The organism is Streptosporangium sp. NPDC048886 (assembly GCF_055586905.1).
In genome coordinates this window covers 36794-51309 of sequence record NZ_JBVJHH010000057.1, presented here as the reverse complement: position 1 = coordinate 51309, position 14516 = coordinate 36794, and the positions used below count along the sequence as shown (strand labels likewise).

Genomic DNA, 14516 nt, shown 5'->3' with positions numbered 1-14516 from the left:
AGATGCGCGACACCGACGAGGACGTCTTCCGCGCCGCGGAAGAGCTCGGCATCGACCTGTCCCGGCGTGAGCCGAGCAGCGTCGAAGAGGTCTGACGGTTCCCACCCGCGACCTGCGGGTGTCGGCCCGCGCCGGAAGGAAGGTGGTCGTCCTCCGGCGCGGGTCCGACACGCTGCGGTGGAGCAGCACCGGTGGGTCCGCGGAATGACCAGGCTCGGTACGGCGCCTTCTCTTCTCTCCCGCCTCGATCGCGGAACCACCCCGGCCCGTGTCCGACGTCAACCGTCGCCTCTTCCGCCGGGAACCCGTCGAGGGCACCGTGGAGACCACCTGTCTGACCGCATCCTGGCCAAGACAGCCTGACCAGCTCTCCGGCACCACGACAGGATCTGGGGGCTGCAGAGCTTCGGAGGACACGATGAACGACGAGACGGCCGCACTGCTCTTCGATGTGGTCGAGCGTCTCCAGAAGAACATCGTCGCCCGCGACTGCCCCGCGATCGTCGTTCTCGAAGGAGAGCGGAGGCTCGTGCTCAGCGACTACGACTACCTCCGCGATCCGCGGTCCGCCATCTCGTTCGAGATGCGAGCAGCCGCCAGAGCACAGGAGATCCAGGCAACGCGATGGGTCTTCGCCGTCCCTCTGGTATGGGTCACCACACCTGACACCGTCTACAGCCGGGCCGTATCCAACCACCCTCTCCGCGAAGGGGAACAGGAAACGATCACCTGGATGAGTTTCGACGGAAGCGACGGCGTGGACTACGGGCGCGTCCCGTACACACGCCGCCCCAGCGGAGAACCGGTGTTCGACGATCCGGAGATGTTCGCCGTAGGCGTGCGTCCGGCCCAGGCCATGCCGGGCCACACGCTCCTCCACGGACTCTTCCCCAACGGCTGACCCAGCCTGGAGCGCCTCTTCGCCGCCGCACCCGCTCGGAGGAGCCCGCCGGCGGCCACGCCATCCGGGGAAACGGCGGGATCCCGTCCGATCGAGGTGATCGGACGGGATCCCGCCACGTGCTCGTCATCCCTTCTCGCGGTGAGTTCATGCCGGCGGAAACGGCTGCCGTTGTCGGAGCCGGACCGCCTTGACGGCATCACGCCTTCAAGGACAGTGATCAGGCAGAAGCGACCCGCGCCGTGCCCTCCGCGTGGAGGCCAGCCCTCCAGCCAGGCCATTCACGGCGCAGCACAGCACCAGCCCGGCGTACTGCGGCAGGGTGCTCCTGCCCGACCCTGACGGGCCCATCACAGCGGTGAAGCCGCCGCGCGGGAAGGCGAACGCCGACCTGCCGGAGCGCCGCGTCTCGGGGATCGGCGGCGGGGTCAGCGTCGGCCGAGGCCGAGGCCGCGGGCGGCGCGGCTCATCAGTTGGGACATCTTGGACGGGAAGGCGTCGGGTGCGGGGACGCTGACGGGCCGGACCCGGCCGTTGTGGATGGCGCCGATCTTCCAGCCGGTGGGGGTGCGGACCAGGACGATGGTCTGCCGGGACAGGCGCCGCTTGGGCAGCTTGCTCCGCCAGGGCATCAGGACCGAGGCGGTGCCGTGGACGACGGCCACGTCCGCGGTGAGGTAACGGATCGACTCCAGGTCCCCGACCAGGGCCGAGCCGGCCAGTACACCGCGGAAGAGCAGGTCATGGTTGTGCTGGTGCTGCCGGCGCCCGCGGGCGACGGTGCCGTCATAGGAGACGTAGTCGGAGTCGTCGGTGAACAGCGCACCGAAGGCGTGGGCGTCGTTGTCGGTCCAGGCCTGCATGAACTCCTGGAACAGGTTCTTGATCTGGATGTCGTCGGTGGTGAGGGTGGCGGTGTTCATGGCGGCGCCTCCAAGGTACGATTGTTTCGATCAACGAAAAATACGATATCAGAAAGATTCGAATGTCGAAAGATTTGATCTGGGAGATCGCCATACTCCTGCGACAGCTGCAGCAGAGCTTCGACGCCTTCGACGAGGCTGCCGCCGCGCGGCTCGGCCTCAACCGCACCGACCTGCGCTGTCTTGATGCGGTACTGGGCGACGGCCCCCTGCCCGCCGGGCAGCTCAGCACCGCGCTGAAGCTCAGCCCGGCGGCCACCACCACCGTCATCGACCGGCTGGAACGCGCCGGGCTGGTCTCACGCACCCGCGACCCCGGCAACCGCCGCGTCGTCCTGGTCACCTCAACCGAGACCGCCCGGGCGGCAGAGGCGGAACTCTTCGCCCCGGTCGGCCAGGCGGGCGCCCAGGCGCTGACCCGTTACGACCATGACCAGCTCACCGTCATCCTGGACTTCCTCCAGACCGTCCTGCGGGTCCAGGAAGAACAGACCGCCCGCGTCGCGGCGCCGCCCCGGAAGTCACCGAGTGCCCGCGAATGACTTCACGAATGGGCCCGACCTTGAGCGGGAGAGGCGAAGAGGATCGCTTCCCAGGATCAATGTGATCGTTTCCCGGACACGACCTCCGCCTGCCCGTCGTTCCTTCTCGCGGTGATTTCATGTCAGCGGAAACGGCTGCCGTTGCCGGAGCCGGACCGCCTTGACGGCATCACGCCTTCAAGGTCAGCAATCGGCCAGAAGCGGCCCGCGCCGTGCCCTCCGCGTGGAGGCCAGCCCTCCAACCAGGCCACTCACGGCGCAGACCAGCACCAGCCCGGCGTACTGCGGCAGGGAGTAGGCGAACCACGGCTCGCCGGTTGCGGCCGCGCCAAGCGCGGTCAGGGATGCGGCGGCGATGCCCGTTCCGAGCAGTGCCCCGACGCACGTCACGATCATCGTCTCCCAGCACACCGCCCTGGCGAGTTGCCGCGGCTCCGTCCCCACGGTGCGCAGCAGCCGGATCTCCTCGGTCCGCTCGGCCATCGTCATGGCCGTCGCGTTGAGCACCGAGATCACGGTGTAGACCACCGCCGACCCCACCAGCATCGGGGCCGCCCACGCCGAGGGCCCGGTACGGGTGACGCCCGCCGCCTCGTCGGTGGTGGCCACGGCGAACAAGAAGGTGCATGCGAGCGCCACGGTCAGCATCACCGGTGACGCGACCGACATCGCCCGGCGCGGCTGGGTCACCAGCGAGGACCTCGCCAGCATCCCGGCGCCCGGGTCGATCCGGGCCGCCGCGGCTCCGAGCAGCCAGCCCATCCCTCGCAGCACGACGGGGCCCAGCGCAGATGCGCCCACGCAGAACGCCATCGTGGCCCCCAGCCCGGTCGGCACCGCGTCCGTCAACTCGGCCTCCGGCACCAGGGACACCAGCACGGCGCCCCCGGCCAGCGCCACCACCCCGACGACCGCCCTGGACCAGGGCAGCAGCCGCCGCTGCGCCGCGCTCTCCCGCATCAGCTCCAGCGGGCCCACACCTACCGCCTTGCGCGCCGCGACCCAGGCCGCCAGCAACGTCACCATCAGCCCGACCACCAGCGCCAGGACGAACGGCCCCGTCGTGACCTCCACCGGGACACCCCGAGGCGCCAACCCGGTCATCCGCATCAACACCGCCATCAGCGCGGCGTACGGTACGGCCAGCACACAACCGGCCGCGCTCGCCAGCACGGCCACCACCAGCGCCTCAACCATGACCAGCCGACGCACCTGCCGCGGCGTCATGCCGACAGACCGCAGCAACGCCCACGTCCTGCGCTGCCGCAGCACGTGCAGACTCAGCATGCCCGCGACCACGAAGACCGACACGAACCCCGACACCGCGGCCGACAGCACCAGCAACCCCATGACGCCGTTCAGCTCGTCGCGCGCGCCCGCACCGGCGACCACCAGGCCGCCGCCGCCCACCAGCATCACGGCCAGGAGCACCGCCACGAACGGAGCGGCGAAGCCCATCCGATTGGCCCGGACGTTGTTCCAGGCGAGTACGAGTGTCACCGGCGACCACTCAACCGCATGCCGATCTGGTCCACCGAAGGTCTGTCCAGGACGTCGACGATCCGCCCGTCGGTCAGGAACAGCACGCTGTCCGCCTGGGCCGCCGCCTCCGGATCATGTGTGACCATCACCACCGTCTGGCCGAACGCGTTGACCGCCTCCCGCAGCAGCGCCAGCACCTCGTGCCCGGTGCTGCGGTCCAGCGCCCCCGTCGGCTCGTCGGCGAACAGCACCTCCGGTCTGCCGAGCAAGGCGCGGGCGATCGCCACCCGCTGCTGCTGGCCACCGGACAGCTGCGCCGGGCGGTGCCCCTCTCGCCCCGCCAGGCCGACTCGGTGCAGCAGTTCCCGCACACGTGACGGGTCGGGCCGCCGCCTGGCGAGCCTGCTGGGCAGGATCACGTTCTGCCAGGCGGTCAGCGACGGCACCAGGTTGAACGCCTGGAAGATGACGCCGATCCGGTCACGGCGCAGCACCGCCAGCTCCTTCTCCCCGAAGCGGGCGATGTCCTGTCCGGCGACGCGGACCGCGCCCGAATCCGGCCGGTCCAGCCCTGCCGCGCACTGCAGCAGCGTGCTCTTGCCCGACCCCGACGGGCCCATCACAGCGGTGAAGCTGCCGCGCGGGAAGGCGACGCTGACCTGCCGGAGCGCCGCCACCTCGGTAGCACCCTTCCCATAGGTCCTGGTCACTCCCTCAAGGAGGACCGCTTGATCTCTCATGATCATTAGCGTGCCGGATGTGTGCGCCACCGCCCATCGGGCATCTCCCCGATCGATCCCTGAGGCTCGCCGCACGCCCCTGACATCTCACCCCCGAGGTGACGCGACGAAGGAGGGTGCTCGCCTGGACTCTGCGCCCCCGGGGATGTCGCAGATCTGCCATCACCTACGTCGCAGAGAGCCCTGGAGCGACGGTCTGCAAGCAGCCTGCGACTGTTTGCGGTCACAGGGTTTGCGGGTGGACCCTGATGCGCCCGCAGTGCTTCGGTCCCGGCCCACTCATGAGACCTCGGACATCCACGCCCGGCCGATAGTCCGCGCCGGACACCACGACTGGATCTGATCGCCAATCGCGCTGGCGACCGTCGTGCCACTCAGCCGGATGTCGTCTCGGAATGTCCGAACGGGCTCAAGCGATCGGTCAGGAAGGCGATGATCTCGTCCCTGGCCTTCAGCGTGGGATGTCCGTCCTCGTCGACGAGGTGGGCGGTGACAACGCTGTGGGGGGACCCGACCACGTCGCCGAAGAACGGTGGCGGGCTGGTGTTCGCGAAACTGCCCGGAAGAACACGGCCGTCGAAGGCGTCGCCGAGGAGTGCCTGGTAGGCGGCGAAGCGCTGGCCGGTGCACCAGCGGTCGCCGTCGAAGCGGTAGGCAAGAACCTTCAGTCCGTCGCGTGCGATGCGGTCTCGGACCGCGCGCGCGTCCTCGTCGCTGATCTCGAGTCCGGCGGGGTCGTCCAGCGGCAGCGACGGGTGGTTGACCACTGGCGCGATGACAGCCGGCTCAAGCGCCATGGTGAGGGCGAAGTTACCGGTGAAGCACAGTCCGATCGCGCCGACTCCCGGGCCGCCGCATTCGGCACGGGCTTGGCGCGCGAGCCCACGTAGCCATGCCGTGACCGGGCTGGTGCCGCCCCCGGCGAACGCGCGGAACTCGGCACTGACACACGCGCGGCGGACGACCTCCGTACCACCCTCGACCGTGGGATAGGCACCGTCGATCCCGAAGAGTGAGGGGACGTAGACGGTGAAGCCCGCATCCCGTACCCACCGCGCCAGTCGAAGGACGTCAGGACTGATGCCGGGCATCTCCGGCATCAACACGACGGCCGGCCCGGAACCCGCGGCGTACACCGTCTTCACCACCCCCTCCACGTCCACGAGTCGGCGGGAGAAGTCCGTGATCATGTCGTCAAGCCGTCCGCTGGCAGCGCTCATGGTGACAGGGTGGACCGATGCCCCCGCACAAGGTGAGAGGCCAGATCGCCATGTATGCGGGTAATCTCGCCATAGGCGGGTGACGAGGAGGCGAGCGTGAGCGCGCTGCGGGTTGGTGTCCTGGCCTATCCGGGCTGCTTCGCGTCCGAGGTGTTCGGCGTACCCGATCTCTTGACGATGGCCACGCACGTTGCCGGACCGGACAGCTCCGGATACGAGGTGTCGATCGTTTCGCCTCGTCGTCGTGTCGCCGCGTCGGGTGGTGCGGCGTTGGACGTCTCACCGCTGCGCGAGGTGGACGTCCTTGTCGTGCCAGGGTTCGAACTCGTGCCGGGCCTCGACGTGGACGCGAAGCTCGCACCCCTCGCCCCTGAAATCACGGCGATCCGCTCACACGCCGCTGCGGGCACTGCCGTCGTCTCGATCTGTGTCGGTGCGTTCCTGCTCGCCGAGGCTGGACTCCTCAACCGACGCCGTGCTACGACAGCCTGGCTCCTCGCGGACGAACTGGCTCGACGCTGCCCGGACACCGACGTCCGACCTGAGTGTCTGGTCGTCACCGACACGGGGGTGACGACAACGGCGGCCTTCAGCGCCATGTACGACTTCGCGCTGGATCTGATCCGCCGACACAGCGGTGCCGACGTGGCACGGACAACCGCGCGGGTGGCGCTCGTCGACGATGCGCGATCGTCCCAGACCCCATACGTTGACGCGCAATTTCTTCCGCAGCCCGGAAACGAGTTCTCCCACAAGGTCATGCGACGGCTCGACCAGAACCTTGCCGCCCGATACGACCTCGCCGCGTTGTCGGACACGTTCAAGGTCAGCACTCGGACGCTGCTGCGGCGCTTCGCGGACGAGACCGGCCAGAGCCCACTGGAGTACCTGCAGTCGTCGCGTGTCCGTCGCGCCCGCCACCTCCTTGAGACCACGGACCGAACCGTCGCCGGCATCTCCGCCGCGGTCGGATACAGGGACCCCAGCACGTTCGCTGCCCTCTTCGCCAAGCACACCGGACGACGCCCGAGGGACTACCGCGCGGCCTTCCGCCGTGTTGACTGATCGCTCTGACGGCCGGAGCGGCCGCACACCGCCTACGCCCTTCTCCACGAGCATCGCACACGCTCGGACGGGCCCGCCGACGGCCACGCCCTCCGGGAAAAACAGCGGGATCCCGCCCGATCACCAAGATCGGACGGGATCCCGTCAACATCCTTCAGGCCGTTTCGAGAACGGCCCGCTGTGGAGCTATGGGGATTCGAACCCCAGACCTCCTCCATGCCATGGAGGCGCGCTACCAGCTGCGCCATAGCCCCTTGCGATGCAGATGAAATCTTAGCCGACTCCGGGCACCCCGCGCGCCATCATGCCGGAGACGAGAGCGACGGCGGCGGAGGCGATGGCGCTCACGGTGATGATCGCGAACGACAGGACGTAGGCGTCGCGGGACGGGATCGCGGTCCCGGCGATGGTGATCGAGGTAAGGAGGGCGGCGGTCGCGGCGCCGGAGACGCTGCCGCCGATGGAGCGGACCAGGGAGTTGATGCCGCTGGCGATGCCGCTCTGGTCCATCGGCACATGCTGTACGGCCAGCGCGCCGAGTGCCGCGTAGGCGACCCCGAAGCCCAGCCCCTGCAGCGCGTTGGCCCCGAGCAGGTCGAGCACCGAGGCGTTGAAGAGCGTGAACCAGCCGAATCCGGCCGCGCACAGGGCCGCGCCCAGGGCGAGGGAGTGGGCCGGGCCGAGGCGGGCCGACAGGCGGCCGGCCATGAAGGAGGCGGCCAGCATGGTCACGGTGCTGGGCAGGGCGTAGAGGCCGACGTCGAGGACCGACCCGCCGAAGCCGTATCCGGCCGACGGCGGCGTCTGGATGAAGCTGGAGACCAGGGCGAACGAGCCGAACATCGCGAAGCCCAGCAGCAGCGAGGCCAGGTTGGCCTGCAGGGAGCGGCCGCCGACGAGCAGATGCAGCCGGACCATCGGCGCCCGGACCCGGAGCTGGCTGAACACCCATATCGCGCAGAGCGCCGCCGCCCCCGCGAACAGCCCGACGACCCGTCCGGATCCCCAGCCCCAGTCGTTGCCCTTGGATATCGCCAGCAGCAGGCAGACCAGCCAGCAGGACAGCAGCGCCGCGCCGATGAAGTCGGGGCGGCCGCCGGCCTTGCTCCCGGTGTCGTGGGCGCTCAGCGCGATGAGTACGAACGCCGCCGCGGCGAGCCCCGCGGTGATCCAGAAGACCGGATGGTGGCTGGGGGTGCGGTCGGCGATGAGACCCGTGACGATCATGCCGAGGTTGCCGCCGACGCCCATGGTGGCGCTGACCACGCCGATGGCCGTCATCACCCGGGTGCGCGGGAAGCTGTCCCTGATCATGCCAATGGCCAGCGGGATCAGCGCCGCCGACGCGCCCTGCAGGGCGCGCCCGGCGATCAGCACCGCCAGGGAGCCCGACAGCGCGCAGACCACCGAGCCCAGGACGAGCAGGCCGACGGTGAACAGGATCATCCGCTTCTTGCCGTACATGTCACCGAGGCGGGACAGCAGCGGCGTGGCGACCGCCGCCGCGAGCAGCGAGGCGGTGAAGACCCAGGTGACCTCCGCGACCGGCACGTCCAGGGTGACCATCAGCCGGGGCAGCAGCGGGATCACCACGGTCTGCTGGACGGAGACGACCATCCCGGCGATGGAGAGCGCCAGCAAGGTCAGCCAGAGCTGTCTGCCCTGCGGCACCGCGCTCGGATCGGCGACGACTGTCTCTGTCACGGACCACCCCTCTGCCGCCGACTTTCGCAATCAAATGGTAGATCGTAGGTAGAAAACGTCATCGCGTGGGTCATGTCACGCCAGGGATAGCGTGATACGTCTTTACTCCCATGGCCATCGATCGCTTCGAGGAACACCGAGCCCTGCTGACCGCGGTCGCCTACCGCGTCCTGGGCACCGTGACCGACGCCGAGGACGTCGTCCAGGAGGCCTGGCTGCGCTGGTCGGGGGTGGACACGGCCGCGGTCGAGGACGACCGGGCCTACCTGATCAGGGTGACGACCCGGCTCTCCATCGACCGGCTGCGGCGGGTGAGGGCGCAGCGGGAGTCATACGTCGGGCCGTGGCTGCCCGAGCTGGTCGGCGCCGTGCCCGACGTGGCCGAGCACGCCGAGCTGACCGCCTCGGTCGAACTGGCGCTGCTGGTGGTGCTGGAGACCCTGTCCCCCCTGGAGCGCGCGGTGTTCGTGCTGCGGGAGGCGTTCGCCCTGCCGTACGCGGAGATCGGCGAGATCATCGGCCGCACCGAGACGACGGCCCGGCAGCTCGCCCGGCGGGCCAAGCAGCACGTGCAGGAGCGCAGGCCCCGCTTCGAGGTGGACCGCGCCGAGCGGCGCAGGCTGACCGAGCGGTTCATCGGCGCGGCCACCGGCGGTGACCTGGACGCGCTGACCGCGATGCTCGCCCACGACGTGTCGCTGGTCAGCGATGGCGGCGGGAAGGTCCGGGCCCCTCTCCGGGTCGTCACCGGCGACCGGAAGGTGGCGCGTTTCCTGCTCTCCGCCGCCTCGGACAGGGGCACGCGCAGGTTCCTGGGATCGCTGGACACCGGTCTGACCCCGGACCTCGAGGTGGCGGTGACGGACGTCAACGGCGCGCCGGCGGCCGTGGTGACCGCCGGCGGGCGGCCGGTCTCGGTGTTCTCCCTGGTCATCGAGGACGGTCTGATCCAGACCGTCTTCCTGGTCGCCAGCCCGGAGAAGATGCCGCGCCTGTGACGTCGCGGAGCCGCCCCGGGCGCCGCCGAGCGCGATCACCGTCAAGCGGCGGCTGCGGCCCCGGTGGCGGAGGACCTCCGCGCCCGGGGCACCCGGCACCTCGGCGAGGAGGCGACGCGGGCGGCCGGACGTCAGCGCTTCCTGCCGACCCCGCCGTAACCCATGCTCGCCAGGTCCCGGTCGACGGACTCGGGCAGTTCGGCGAACGGCCAGATGTTGACCAGGCCCGGGCCGACCATCTCGAAGTCGCCGAAGAAGCGGCCGATCTCCTCGCGACTCCTGGGCGCGAACGGTGAGTCCGTCCTCCGGTAGATCGTCGAGATGTGGGCCATGACCTCGGGGCGGCCGTCGGAAGCGGCGTGGGAGAGCGCCAGGTAGCTCCCGGCCGGCAGGGCGTCCCGATAGGCGGCGACGACGCTCTGCGGCCCGTCCGCGTCCGGGACGAGGTGGAGCAGGAACATCATCAGGACGGCGACCGGCTGGCCGAAGTCGACCAGCTTGCGGACCTCGGGCGAGTCGATGATCGCCTGGGGTGCCCGCAGGTCGCCCCAGACCATGGTCACCCTCTCCGGCTCGGCCAGGATCGCGCGGCCGTGGGCGCAGACGACCTCGTCGTGGTCGACGTAGACCACGCGGGTCTCCGGGGCGAGCCGGTGAGCGATCTCGTGCACGTTCTCCCGCGTCGGCAGGCCGGAGCCGATGTCGATGATCTGGCGGATCCCGGCCTCGCCGACCAGGTACCGCACGACCCGGGCGACGAGCTCACGCCCCTGCCGCGCGACCTCGCGCATCTCCGGGGCGACGGCGAGCACCATGTCGGCGGCCGCGCGGTCGGCGATGAAGTTGTCCTTGCCGCCGAGGTAGTAGTCGTACATCCGCGCCGCGTTGGGGATGCGCGGGTCGACGCCCTGCGGTGCCACTTCTACGGCCACAACCACTCCTTGCCTACGACCACCCACTCGACGGCGATCATAGGCGGGGCGGACGGGGCGACGTGCCACGACGATCCCGCGTCCGCCACGGGCCGCTCGGCGGCGGGCTAGCCGACGGCGGTGTGCATGGTCAGTTCGGAGCCGTCGCCGGACAGCTCCAGCGTGACGGTGACGGAGCCGAGCTGGGAGGTGCGCGACAGGTGCGTGCCGCCGCACGGGATGACGACCTCGCCGCCGGGCAGGCCGCAGTGCCAGGTGCGGCGGGCGGTCAGCTCGGGGCCCGGGCTGTCGATCCAGACCGGGACGTCGGCCGCGACCCACTCCTTGAGCCGGTCGTCGACCCGCTGGGCGATCTCCGGCAGGTCCTCGGCCAGCCCCTCGGCGGTGAAGCCCTTGCGGCGCAGGGACTTGCCCAGGCGGTAGACGTCCCGGCTGCCGTCCGGCAGGATCCGCGAGGAGACGATGGCCGTCTGGTCGAAGTCGGGGTGGCCGAGCCCGTCGGCCGTGATCTCCTTGCGCCACCGGCCGGCCAGCGCCGCGTTGAGCGCGAGCGCGGCGAGGTGGCAGGCGGTGTGCCCGGCCGACAGCGCGCGGCGGCCGGCCGCGTCGACCACCAGCTCGACCTCCTGCTCCGGCACGGGCGCGTCGGTGACGTGGACGACCAGCCAGCTCCAGCCGGGGGTGCCCCGGCGCACCGGGATGTCCTCGCCGAGATGGACGGTCTCCCCGCCCTCCTCCACGGCGCCGGTCACGCAGTCGACGACCGCCAGCCCGCCGATCGTCCCGGTGTCGGCGGGCTGGTCCGGCCAGGTGTGGTCCAGCGGGTGGAACGGGGTCCGGGCCACGATCGTCCCGTGCCGGTCCCCCACCGGCACGGTCCCCACGACCGTCGAACGTCCCCGAATCTCACCTGCCGGATAGCTGACCAGCGTCGACCCACCGATTTCCATCCCCTCATCATGCCAGTACGGCTTGCGCCGCCCCCGATGGGGCGCAAGCCGTACCGCGAGGGAGAGGTCACCCGGCGAGTACCCGCTCGTCCTCCAGGTAGCGGGAGCGGCCCGCGTACCAGCCGGTCGCGAGCTGCACCCCGATCACCGCGAACAGCAGCAGGAACGGCAGCGTCCAGCCGCCGGTCGACTCGTGCATCACGCCGACGACCAAAGGCCCGGCGCCCGCGATGAGGTATCCGGCGCTCTGTCCGAAGGCCGACAGCGCGGCGGTGGCCTCCGGGGTGCGGGTGCGCAGGGCGAGCATGGTCAGCGCGAGCGGGAAGGATCCCATCCCGATGCCGACCAGCACCGCGAACGCCCAGGCCGCACCCGCCGGGGCCAGCCAGAGTCCGAGGAAGCCGACCGTGTAGAAGGCCACGAACGCCGCCACCACGGGCCGCTGGTCGGAGAACTTCGAGGCGATCCAGGGCACGACCATCGAGACCGGGATGCCGATCGCGGTGAAGACGCCCAGCACCAGCCCCGCCTGCCCGCTGGTGTAGCCGCCGTCGGTGAGGATCTTGGGCAGGAAGCCGAACATGATGTAGGCCACCATGCTCTGCGTGCCGAAATAGGCCGCGACCGACCAGGCGAGCTTGCTCCGGACCAGGGCCCGGGGCCCGAGATCGCTGCTTCCGGTGTCCCGCTCCGGCTCACTGCGCAACAGCGCAAGCCACGGAATGGCGGCGACAGCGGCCAGCGCCGCCCACACCCCGAGGGCAACGTGCCAGTTGCCGTCGGCGGCCCGCTCGATCGGCACGGTCGCGGCGGCCGCGAGCATCGTGCCCACCGCGAGCGCGGTGGTGTAGACGGTGGTCATGGTCCCGGCCCGGCCCGGGAAGTGGCGCTTGATCAGGGTGGGGATGAGCACGTTGCCCACCGCGCCCCCGGACAGCGCCAGGGCGCTGCTGAACAGGAACACCCCCGCCGAGCCCACCATCGAGCGGATCAGCAGGCCGGCGCCGAGAGTGATCAGGGCGATCAGCAGCAGCCGGTGCTCCCCGACCTTCCTGGCCAGCGCCGGGGTCAGCGCACCGACCGAGGCGAAGATGAGCACGGGTAGTGTGGTGAGGAGTCCCACCCCCACTCCGGACATGCCCAGGCCGGAGGAGATGTGGTCGAGGACCGGCCCCACGCTGGTGACGGCGGTGCGCAGGTTCAGCGCGGCGAGGACGATCCCCGCCACAAGCAGCCAGGCCAGGGATCCCGTCGTTCCACCGGTGCGGCCCCGTGTCTCCTGGGTTAGCACGGTCATGGGGGGCTCAGTCCTCCTTCAGCGATTCAACCAATCGTAGGATGATTGGCAGACTGCAACTGTAACAGGACTGAAATGCCGTTTTGTTCCTGTCTCCCCGAACCCCGGCAACTCCCCGCCAACCCCTGACAGTGTGAAAGCCGGGCCACCCCGCCCCTTACAGGGCGTGACCCGGCTCTCTCACGCGTCAGACGCGGGCGTCAGATATGCGGCCCGGGGGCCGGCGGCGCCTCCTCGCCCGGCCGGCGTCCGGCCGGCGGCAGCGGGCCGGTTCCCGGCGGCGGGAGCGGGGACTCCGGCGGGTATCCCCCGCCGACCGTGCGCGGCGGCGCCGGCTCGTCGAAGCCGTAGCCGCTGCCCGTGCCGCCCACGGGCCGCTCGTTCAGGCCCACGCCTCCGCCCGGACCGAAGTCGCCCGTGCCGCGGTCCTGCGGGCCGGGGACGTCGCCGCGCCAGGCTCCCGTCTCGGCGCCACGCGCCTCGATGAAGGTCTTGAAACGCTCCAGGTCGCCCCGGACCCGCAGGCGGACGATCTGCAGCCAGTCACCGACGGTCTCGACGAAACCCTCCGGGTCGTACTCCATCTGGAGCGTGACCCGCGTGATCTCCGGTCCGAGGTGGTGGAAGGTCACCACGCCGGCCTGGTGCGGCCGGTCCACGGACTTCCAGGCGACCCGCTCGTCGGGGTGCTGCTCGGTGATCTCGGCCTCGAACTCGCGGCGGACGCCCGAGATCTCGACGACCCACGCCGTACGGGTGTCGCCCAGCTGCTTGACCGACTCGACGCCTTCCATGAACTCGGGAAAGCTCTCGAACTGGGTCCACTGGTTGTACGCGGTCCTGATCGGGACGTTCACGTCGACGGACTGTTCGATCGTGCTCACAGCGCTGCCTCCCTTTCTGTGGGTTCGGGGAGCAGACCTGCCCGAGGGGGTCGGACCCTAACTACTTGCGGCGTAAAAGCCAATAAAGCCCGAGCACCGGCAGCAGGAGCGGGATGAACACGTAGCCGCTGCCGTAGCCGGACCAGACCGTGGCGCGCGGGAACGCCTCGGGGTCGACCATGCTCAATGTGCCGACGACGAGGACCCCCGCCAGTTCGATGCCGCAGGCGGCCAGCGCCAGCCGCCGGTCCCCCCGGGCCAGCGCCACGGTGAGCACGACGTAGACCGCCGCGGCGAAGGCCGACAGCGCGTAGGCCAGCGGGGCCTCACCGAACCGCGTGGCGATCTGCACGGCGGCACGCGCCCCGGCCGCCAGGGCGAACACCCCGTAGACCGCGACCAGCGCGCGGCCCGGCCCGCTGCCGATGGCCGGCTCCCTCATGCCGTCCCCTGCCAGATCTGCAGCAGCCGCCCGACCATGACGCAGACGGCGAAGCTCCCCACCGCGATCACGATCGCCCCCCACCGCGAGCGCTCGGCGAGCCCCAGGAACGCCGCGGCCGGCGGGATCGCCAGCGTGCCGGCGAGATAGCCGATGAGGGTGGCCGTCTCGTCCGGCCCCTCGCCCCGGACCATCCCGGCGACCGCGAAACCGGCCTGGACGAGCAGGCCGACCTCCAGCACCCCGAGCGCGACGAGCAGGACCGTCCCCATCGCCCGGTTCCGCGCGGCGGTCACGATCGCGGCCAGAACGATCAGCAGCGACAGCACGATCACCCCGGTCGCGAGCGGGCCGATCATCGGGACATCACAGGGGTGAAGGACATGACCAGTAGGGTACTGCCCGGCCATGCCGCCCTCCCTCCCGCGGCGCATAG

General features: G+C 70.5%; 15 protein-coding genes and 1 tRNA gene. 4 read left to right on the top strand and 12 right to left on the bottom strand.

The genetic code is table 11. The annotated features are described in order from the left end of the window. Window positions 1-418: 418 nt before the first annotated feature. Entirely contained in the window at window positions 419-901 is a 483-nt protein-coding gene (locus tag ACZ6R6_RS43745) for a hypothetical protein (RefSeq protein ID WP_470102839.1), read from the top strand. Window positions 902-1329: 428 nt separating this feature from the next. Here ACZ6R6_RS43745 and ACZ6R6_RS43740 read toward each other — a convergent pair whose 3' ends face one another. Next, window positions 1330-1824 carry an SgcJ/EcaC family oxidoreductase gene (locus ACZ6R6_RS43740; protein ID WP_470102838.1) on the bottom strand — a complete coding sequence of 165 codons (495 nt, stop codon included), beginning with the start codon at window positions 1822-1824 and terminating at the stop codon, window positions 1330-1332. A 62-nt stretch (window positions 1825-1886) separates the two neighbouring features. Between ACZ6R6_RS43740 and ACZ6R6_RS43735 the strand changes: the two genes are divergently transcribed. Beyond that, on the top strand, window positions 1887-2366 hold the full coding sequence (locus ACZ6R6_RS43735) for a MarR family winged helix-turn-helix transcriptional regulator (RefSeq protein ID WP_470102837.1): 480 nt from the start codon (window positions 1887-1889) through the stop codon (window positions 2364-2366). 183 nt (window positions 2367-2549) lie between these two features. On the opposite strand, the gene ACZ6R6_RS43730 is transcribed toward ACZ6R6_RS43735, so the two are convergent. The 3 genes from ACZ6R6_RS43730 to ACZ6R6_RS43720 form a co-directional block, all read right to left on the bottom strand. After that, entirely contained in the window at window positions 2550-3866 is a 1317-nt protein-coding gene (locus ACZ6R6_RS43730; RefSeq protein WP_470102836.1) for an FtsX-like permease family protein, read from the bottom strand. Continuing rightward, window positions 3863-4588 (bottom strand): ABC transporter ATP-binding protein, encoded by a 726-nt coding sequence (locus ACZ6R6_RS43725; protein ID WP_470102835.1) that lies wholly within the window; start codon window positions 4586-4588, stop codon window positions 3863-3865. Before ACZ6R6_RS43725 ends, ACZ6R6_RS43730 begins: the two co-directional genes overlap by 4 nt. A gap of 374 nt (window positions 4589-4962) precedes the next feature. Continuing rightward, the gene (locus ACZ6R6_RS43720) at window positions 4963-5808 is read right to left on the bottom strand and encodes a dienelactone hydrolase family protein (RefSeq protein ID WP_470102834.1); all 846 of its coding nucleotides are present in this window, start codon (window positions 5806-5808) and stop codon (window positions 4963-4965) included. A 96-nt stretch (window positions 5809-5904) separates the two neighbouring features. On the opposite strand from ACZ6R6_RS43720, the gene ACZ6R6_RS43715 reads away from it, so the two are divergent. Next, complete coding sequence (locus tag ACZ6R6_RS43715) at window positions 5905-6873, top strand: GlxA family transcriptional regulator (protein ID WP_470102833.1); 969 nt, start codon at window positions 5905-5907, stop codon at window positions 6871-6873. A 181-nt stretch (window positions 6874-7054) separates the two neighbouring features. On the opposite strand, the gene ACZ6R6_RS43710 is transcribed toward ACZ6R6_RS43715, so the two are convergent. Together ACZ6R6_RS43710 and ACZ6R6_RS43705 are read right to left on the bottom strand one after the other, a co-directional pair. Beyond that, window positions 7055-7127, bottom strand: a tRNA-Ala gene (locus ACZ6R6_RS43710). Window positions 7128-7146: 19 nt separating this feature from the next. Beyond that, a complete protein-coding gene (locus tag ACZ6R6_RS43705; RefSeq protein ID WP_470102832.1) occupies window positions 7147-8577 on the bottom strand; it encodes an MFS transporter in 1431 nt (476 codons plus the stop codon). 110 nt (window positions 8578-8687) lie between these two features. Here ACZ6R6_RS43705 and sigJ point away from each other — a divergent pair, with 110 nt between their 5' ends. Continuing rightward, complete coding sequence (gene sigJ, locus ACZ6R6_RS43700) at window positions 8688-9575, top strand: RNA polymerase sigma factor SigJ (protein ID WP_470102831.1); 888 nt, start codon at window positions 8688-8690, stop codon at window positions 9573-9575. A 131-nt stretch (window positions 9576-9706) separates the two neighbouring features. Here the strand turns inward: sigJ and ACZ6R6_RS43695 are convergent, their stop codons facing one another. From ACZ6R6_RS43695 to ACZ6R6_RS43670, 6 genes are all read right to left on the bottom strand, one after another. Beyond that, window positions 9707-10507, bottom strand: a complete 801-nt coding sequence (locus ACZ6R6_RS43695) for an SAM-dependent methyltransferase (RefSeq protein ID WP_470102830.1) — start codon at window positions 10505-10507, stop codon at window positions 9707-9709. Window positions 10508-10614: 107 nt separating this feature from the next. Then, window positions 10615-11457 (bottom strand): alanyl-tRNA editing protein, encoded by an 843-nt coding sequence (locus ACZ6R6_RS43690; protein ID WP_470102829.1) that lies wholly within the window; start codon window positions 11455-11457, stop codon window positions 10615-10617. A gap of 67 nt (window positions 11458-11524) precedes the next feature. After that, complete coding sequence (locus tag ACZ6R6_RS43685; protein ID WP_470102828.1) at window positions 11525-12754, bottom strand: CynX/NimT family MFS transporter; 1230 nt, start codon at window positions 12752-12754, stop codon at window positions 11525-11527. A 200-nt stretch (window positions 12755-12954) separates the two neighbouring features. Continuing rightward, complete coding sequence (locus ACZ6R6_RS43680) at window positions 12955-13638, bottom strand: SRPBCC family protein (protein ID WP_470102827.1); 684 nt, start codon at window positions 13636-13638, stop codon at window positions 12955-12957. A gap of 61 nt (window positions 13639-13699) precedes the next feature. After that, window positions 13700-14080, bottom strand: coding sequence for a hypothetical protein (locus ACZ6R6_RS43675; protein WP_470102826.1), 381 nt, complete (start codon window positions 14078-14080; stop codon window positions 13700-13702). After that, window positions 14077-14439, bottom strand: a complete 363-nt coding sequence (locus ACZ6R6_RS43670) for a hypothetical protein (RefSeq protein WP_470102825.1) — start codon at window positions 14437-14439, stop codon at window positions 14077-14079. The genes ACZ6R6_RS43675 and ACZ6R6_RS43670 overlap by 4 nt, the downstream gene beginning before the upstream one ends. Window positions 14440-14516: the final 77 nt, after the last annotated feature.

Bases quoted from the DNA above. Each gene is read 5' to 3' on its own strand.
- ACZ6R6_RS43735 (WP_470102837.1), top strand. From the start codon at position 1,887: ATGTCGAAAGATTTGATCTGGGAGATCGCCATACTCCTGCGACAGCTG.
- ACZ6R6_RS43675 (WP_470102826.1), bottom strand. From the start codon at position 14,080: ATGAGGGAGCCGGCCATCGGCAGCGGGCCGGGCCGCGCGCTGGTCGCG.
- ACZ6R6_RS43670 (WP_470102825.1), bottom strand. From the start codon at position 14,439: ATGATCGGCCCGCTCGCGACCGGGGTGATCGTGCTGTCGCTGCTGATC.
- ACZ6R6_RS43720 (WP_470102834.1), bottom strand. From the start codon at position 5,808: ATGAGCGCTGCCAGCGGACGGCTTGACGACATGATCACGGACTTCTCC.
- ACZ6R6_RS43690 (WP_470102829.1), bottom strand. From the start codon at position 11,457: ATGGAAATCGGTGGGTCGACGCTGGTCAGCTATCCGGCAGGTGAGATT.
- ACZ6R6_RS43740 (WP_470102838.1), bottom strand. From the start codon at position 1,824: ATGAACACCGCCACCCTCACCACCGACGACATCCAGATCAAGAACCTG.
- ACZ6R6_RS43685 (WP_470102828.1), bottom strand. From the start codon at position 12,754: ATGACCGTGCTAACCCAGGAGACACGGGGCCGCACCGGTGGAACGACG.
- ACZ6R6_RS43725 (WP_470102835.1), bottom strand. From the start codon at position 4,588: ATGAGAGATCAAGCGGTCCTCCTTGAGGGAGTGACCAGGACCTATGGG.
- ACZ6R6_RS43745 (WP_470102839.1), top strand. From the start codon at position 419: ATGAACGACGAGACGGCCGCACTGCTCTTCGATGTGGTCGAGCGTCTC.
- sigJ (WP_470102831.1), top strand. From the start codon at position 8,688: ATGGCCATCGATCGCTTCGAGGAACACCGAGCCCTGCTGACCGCGGTC.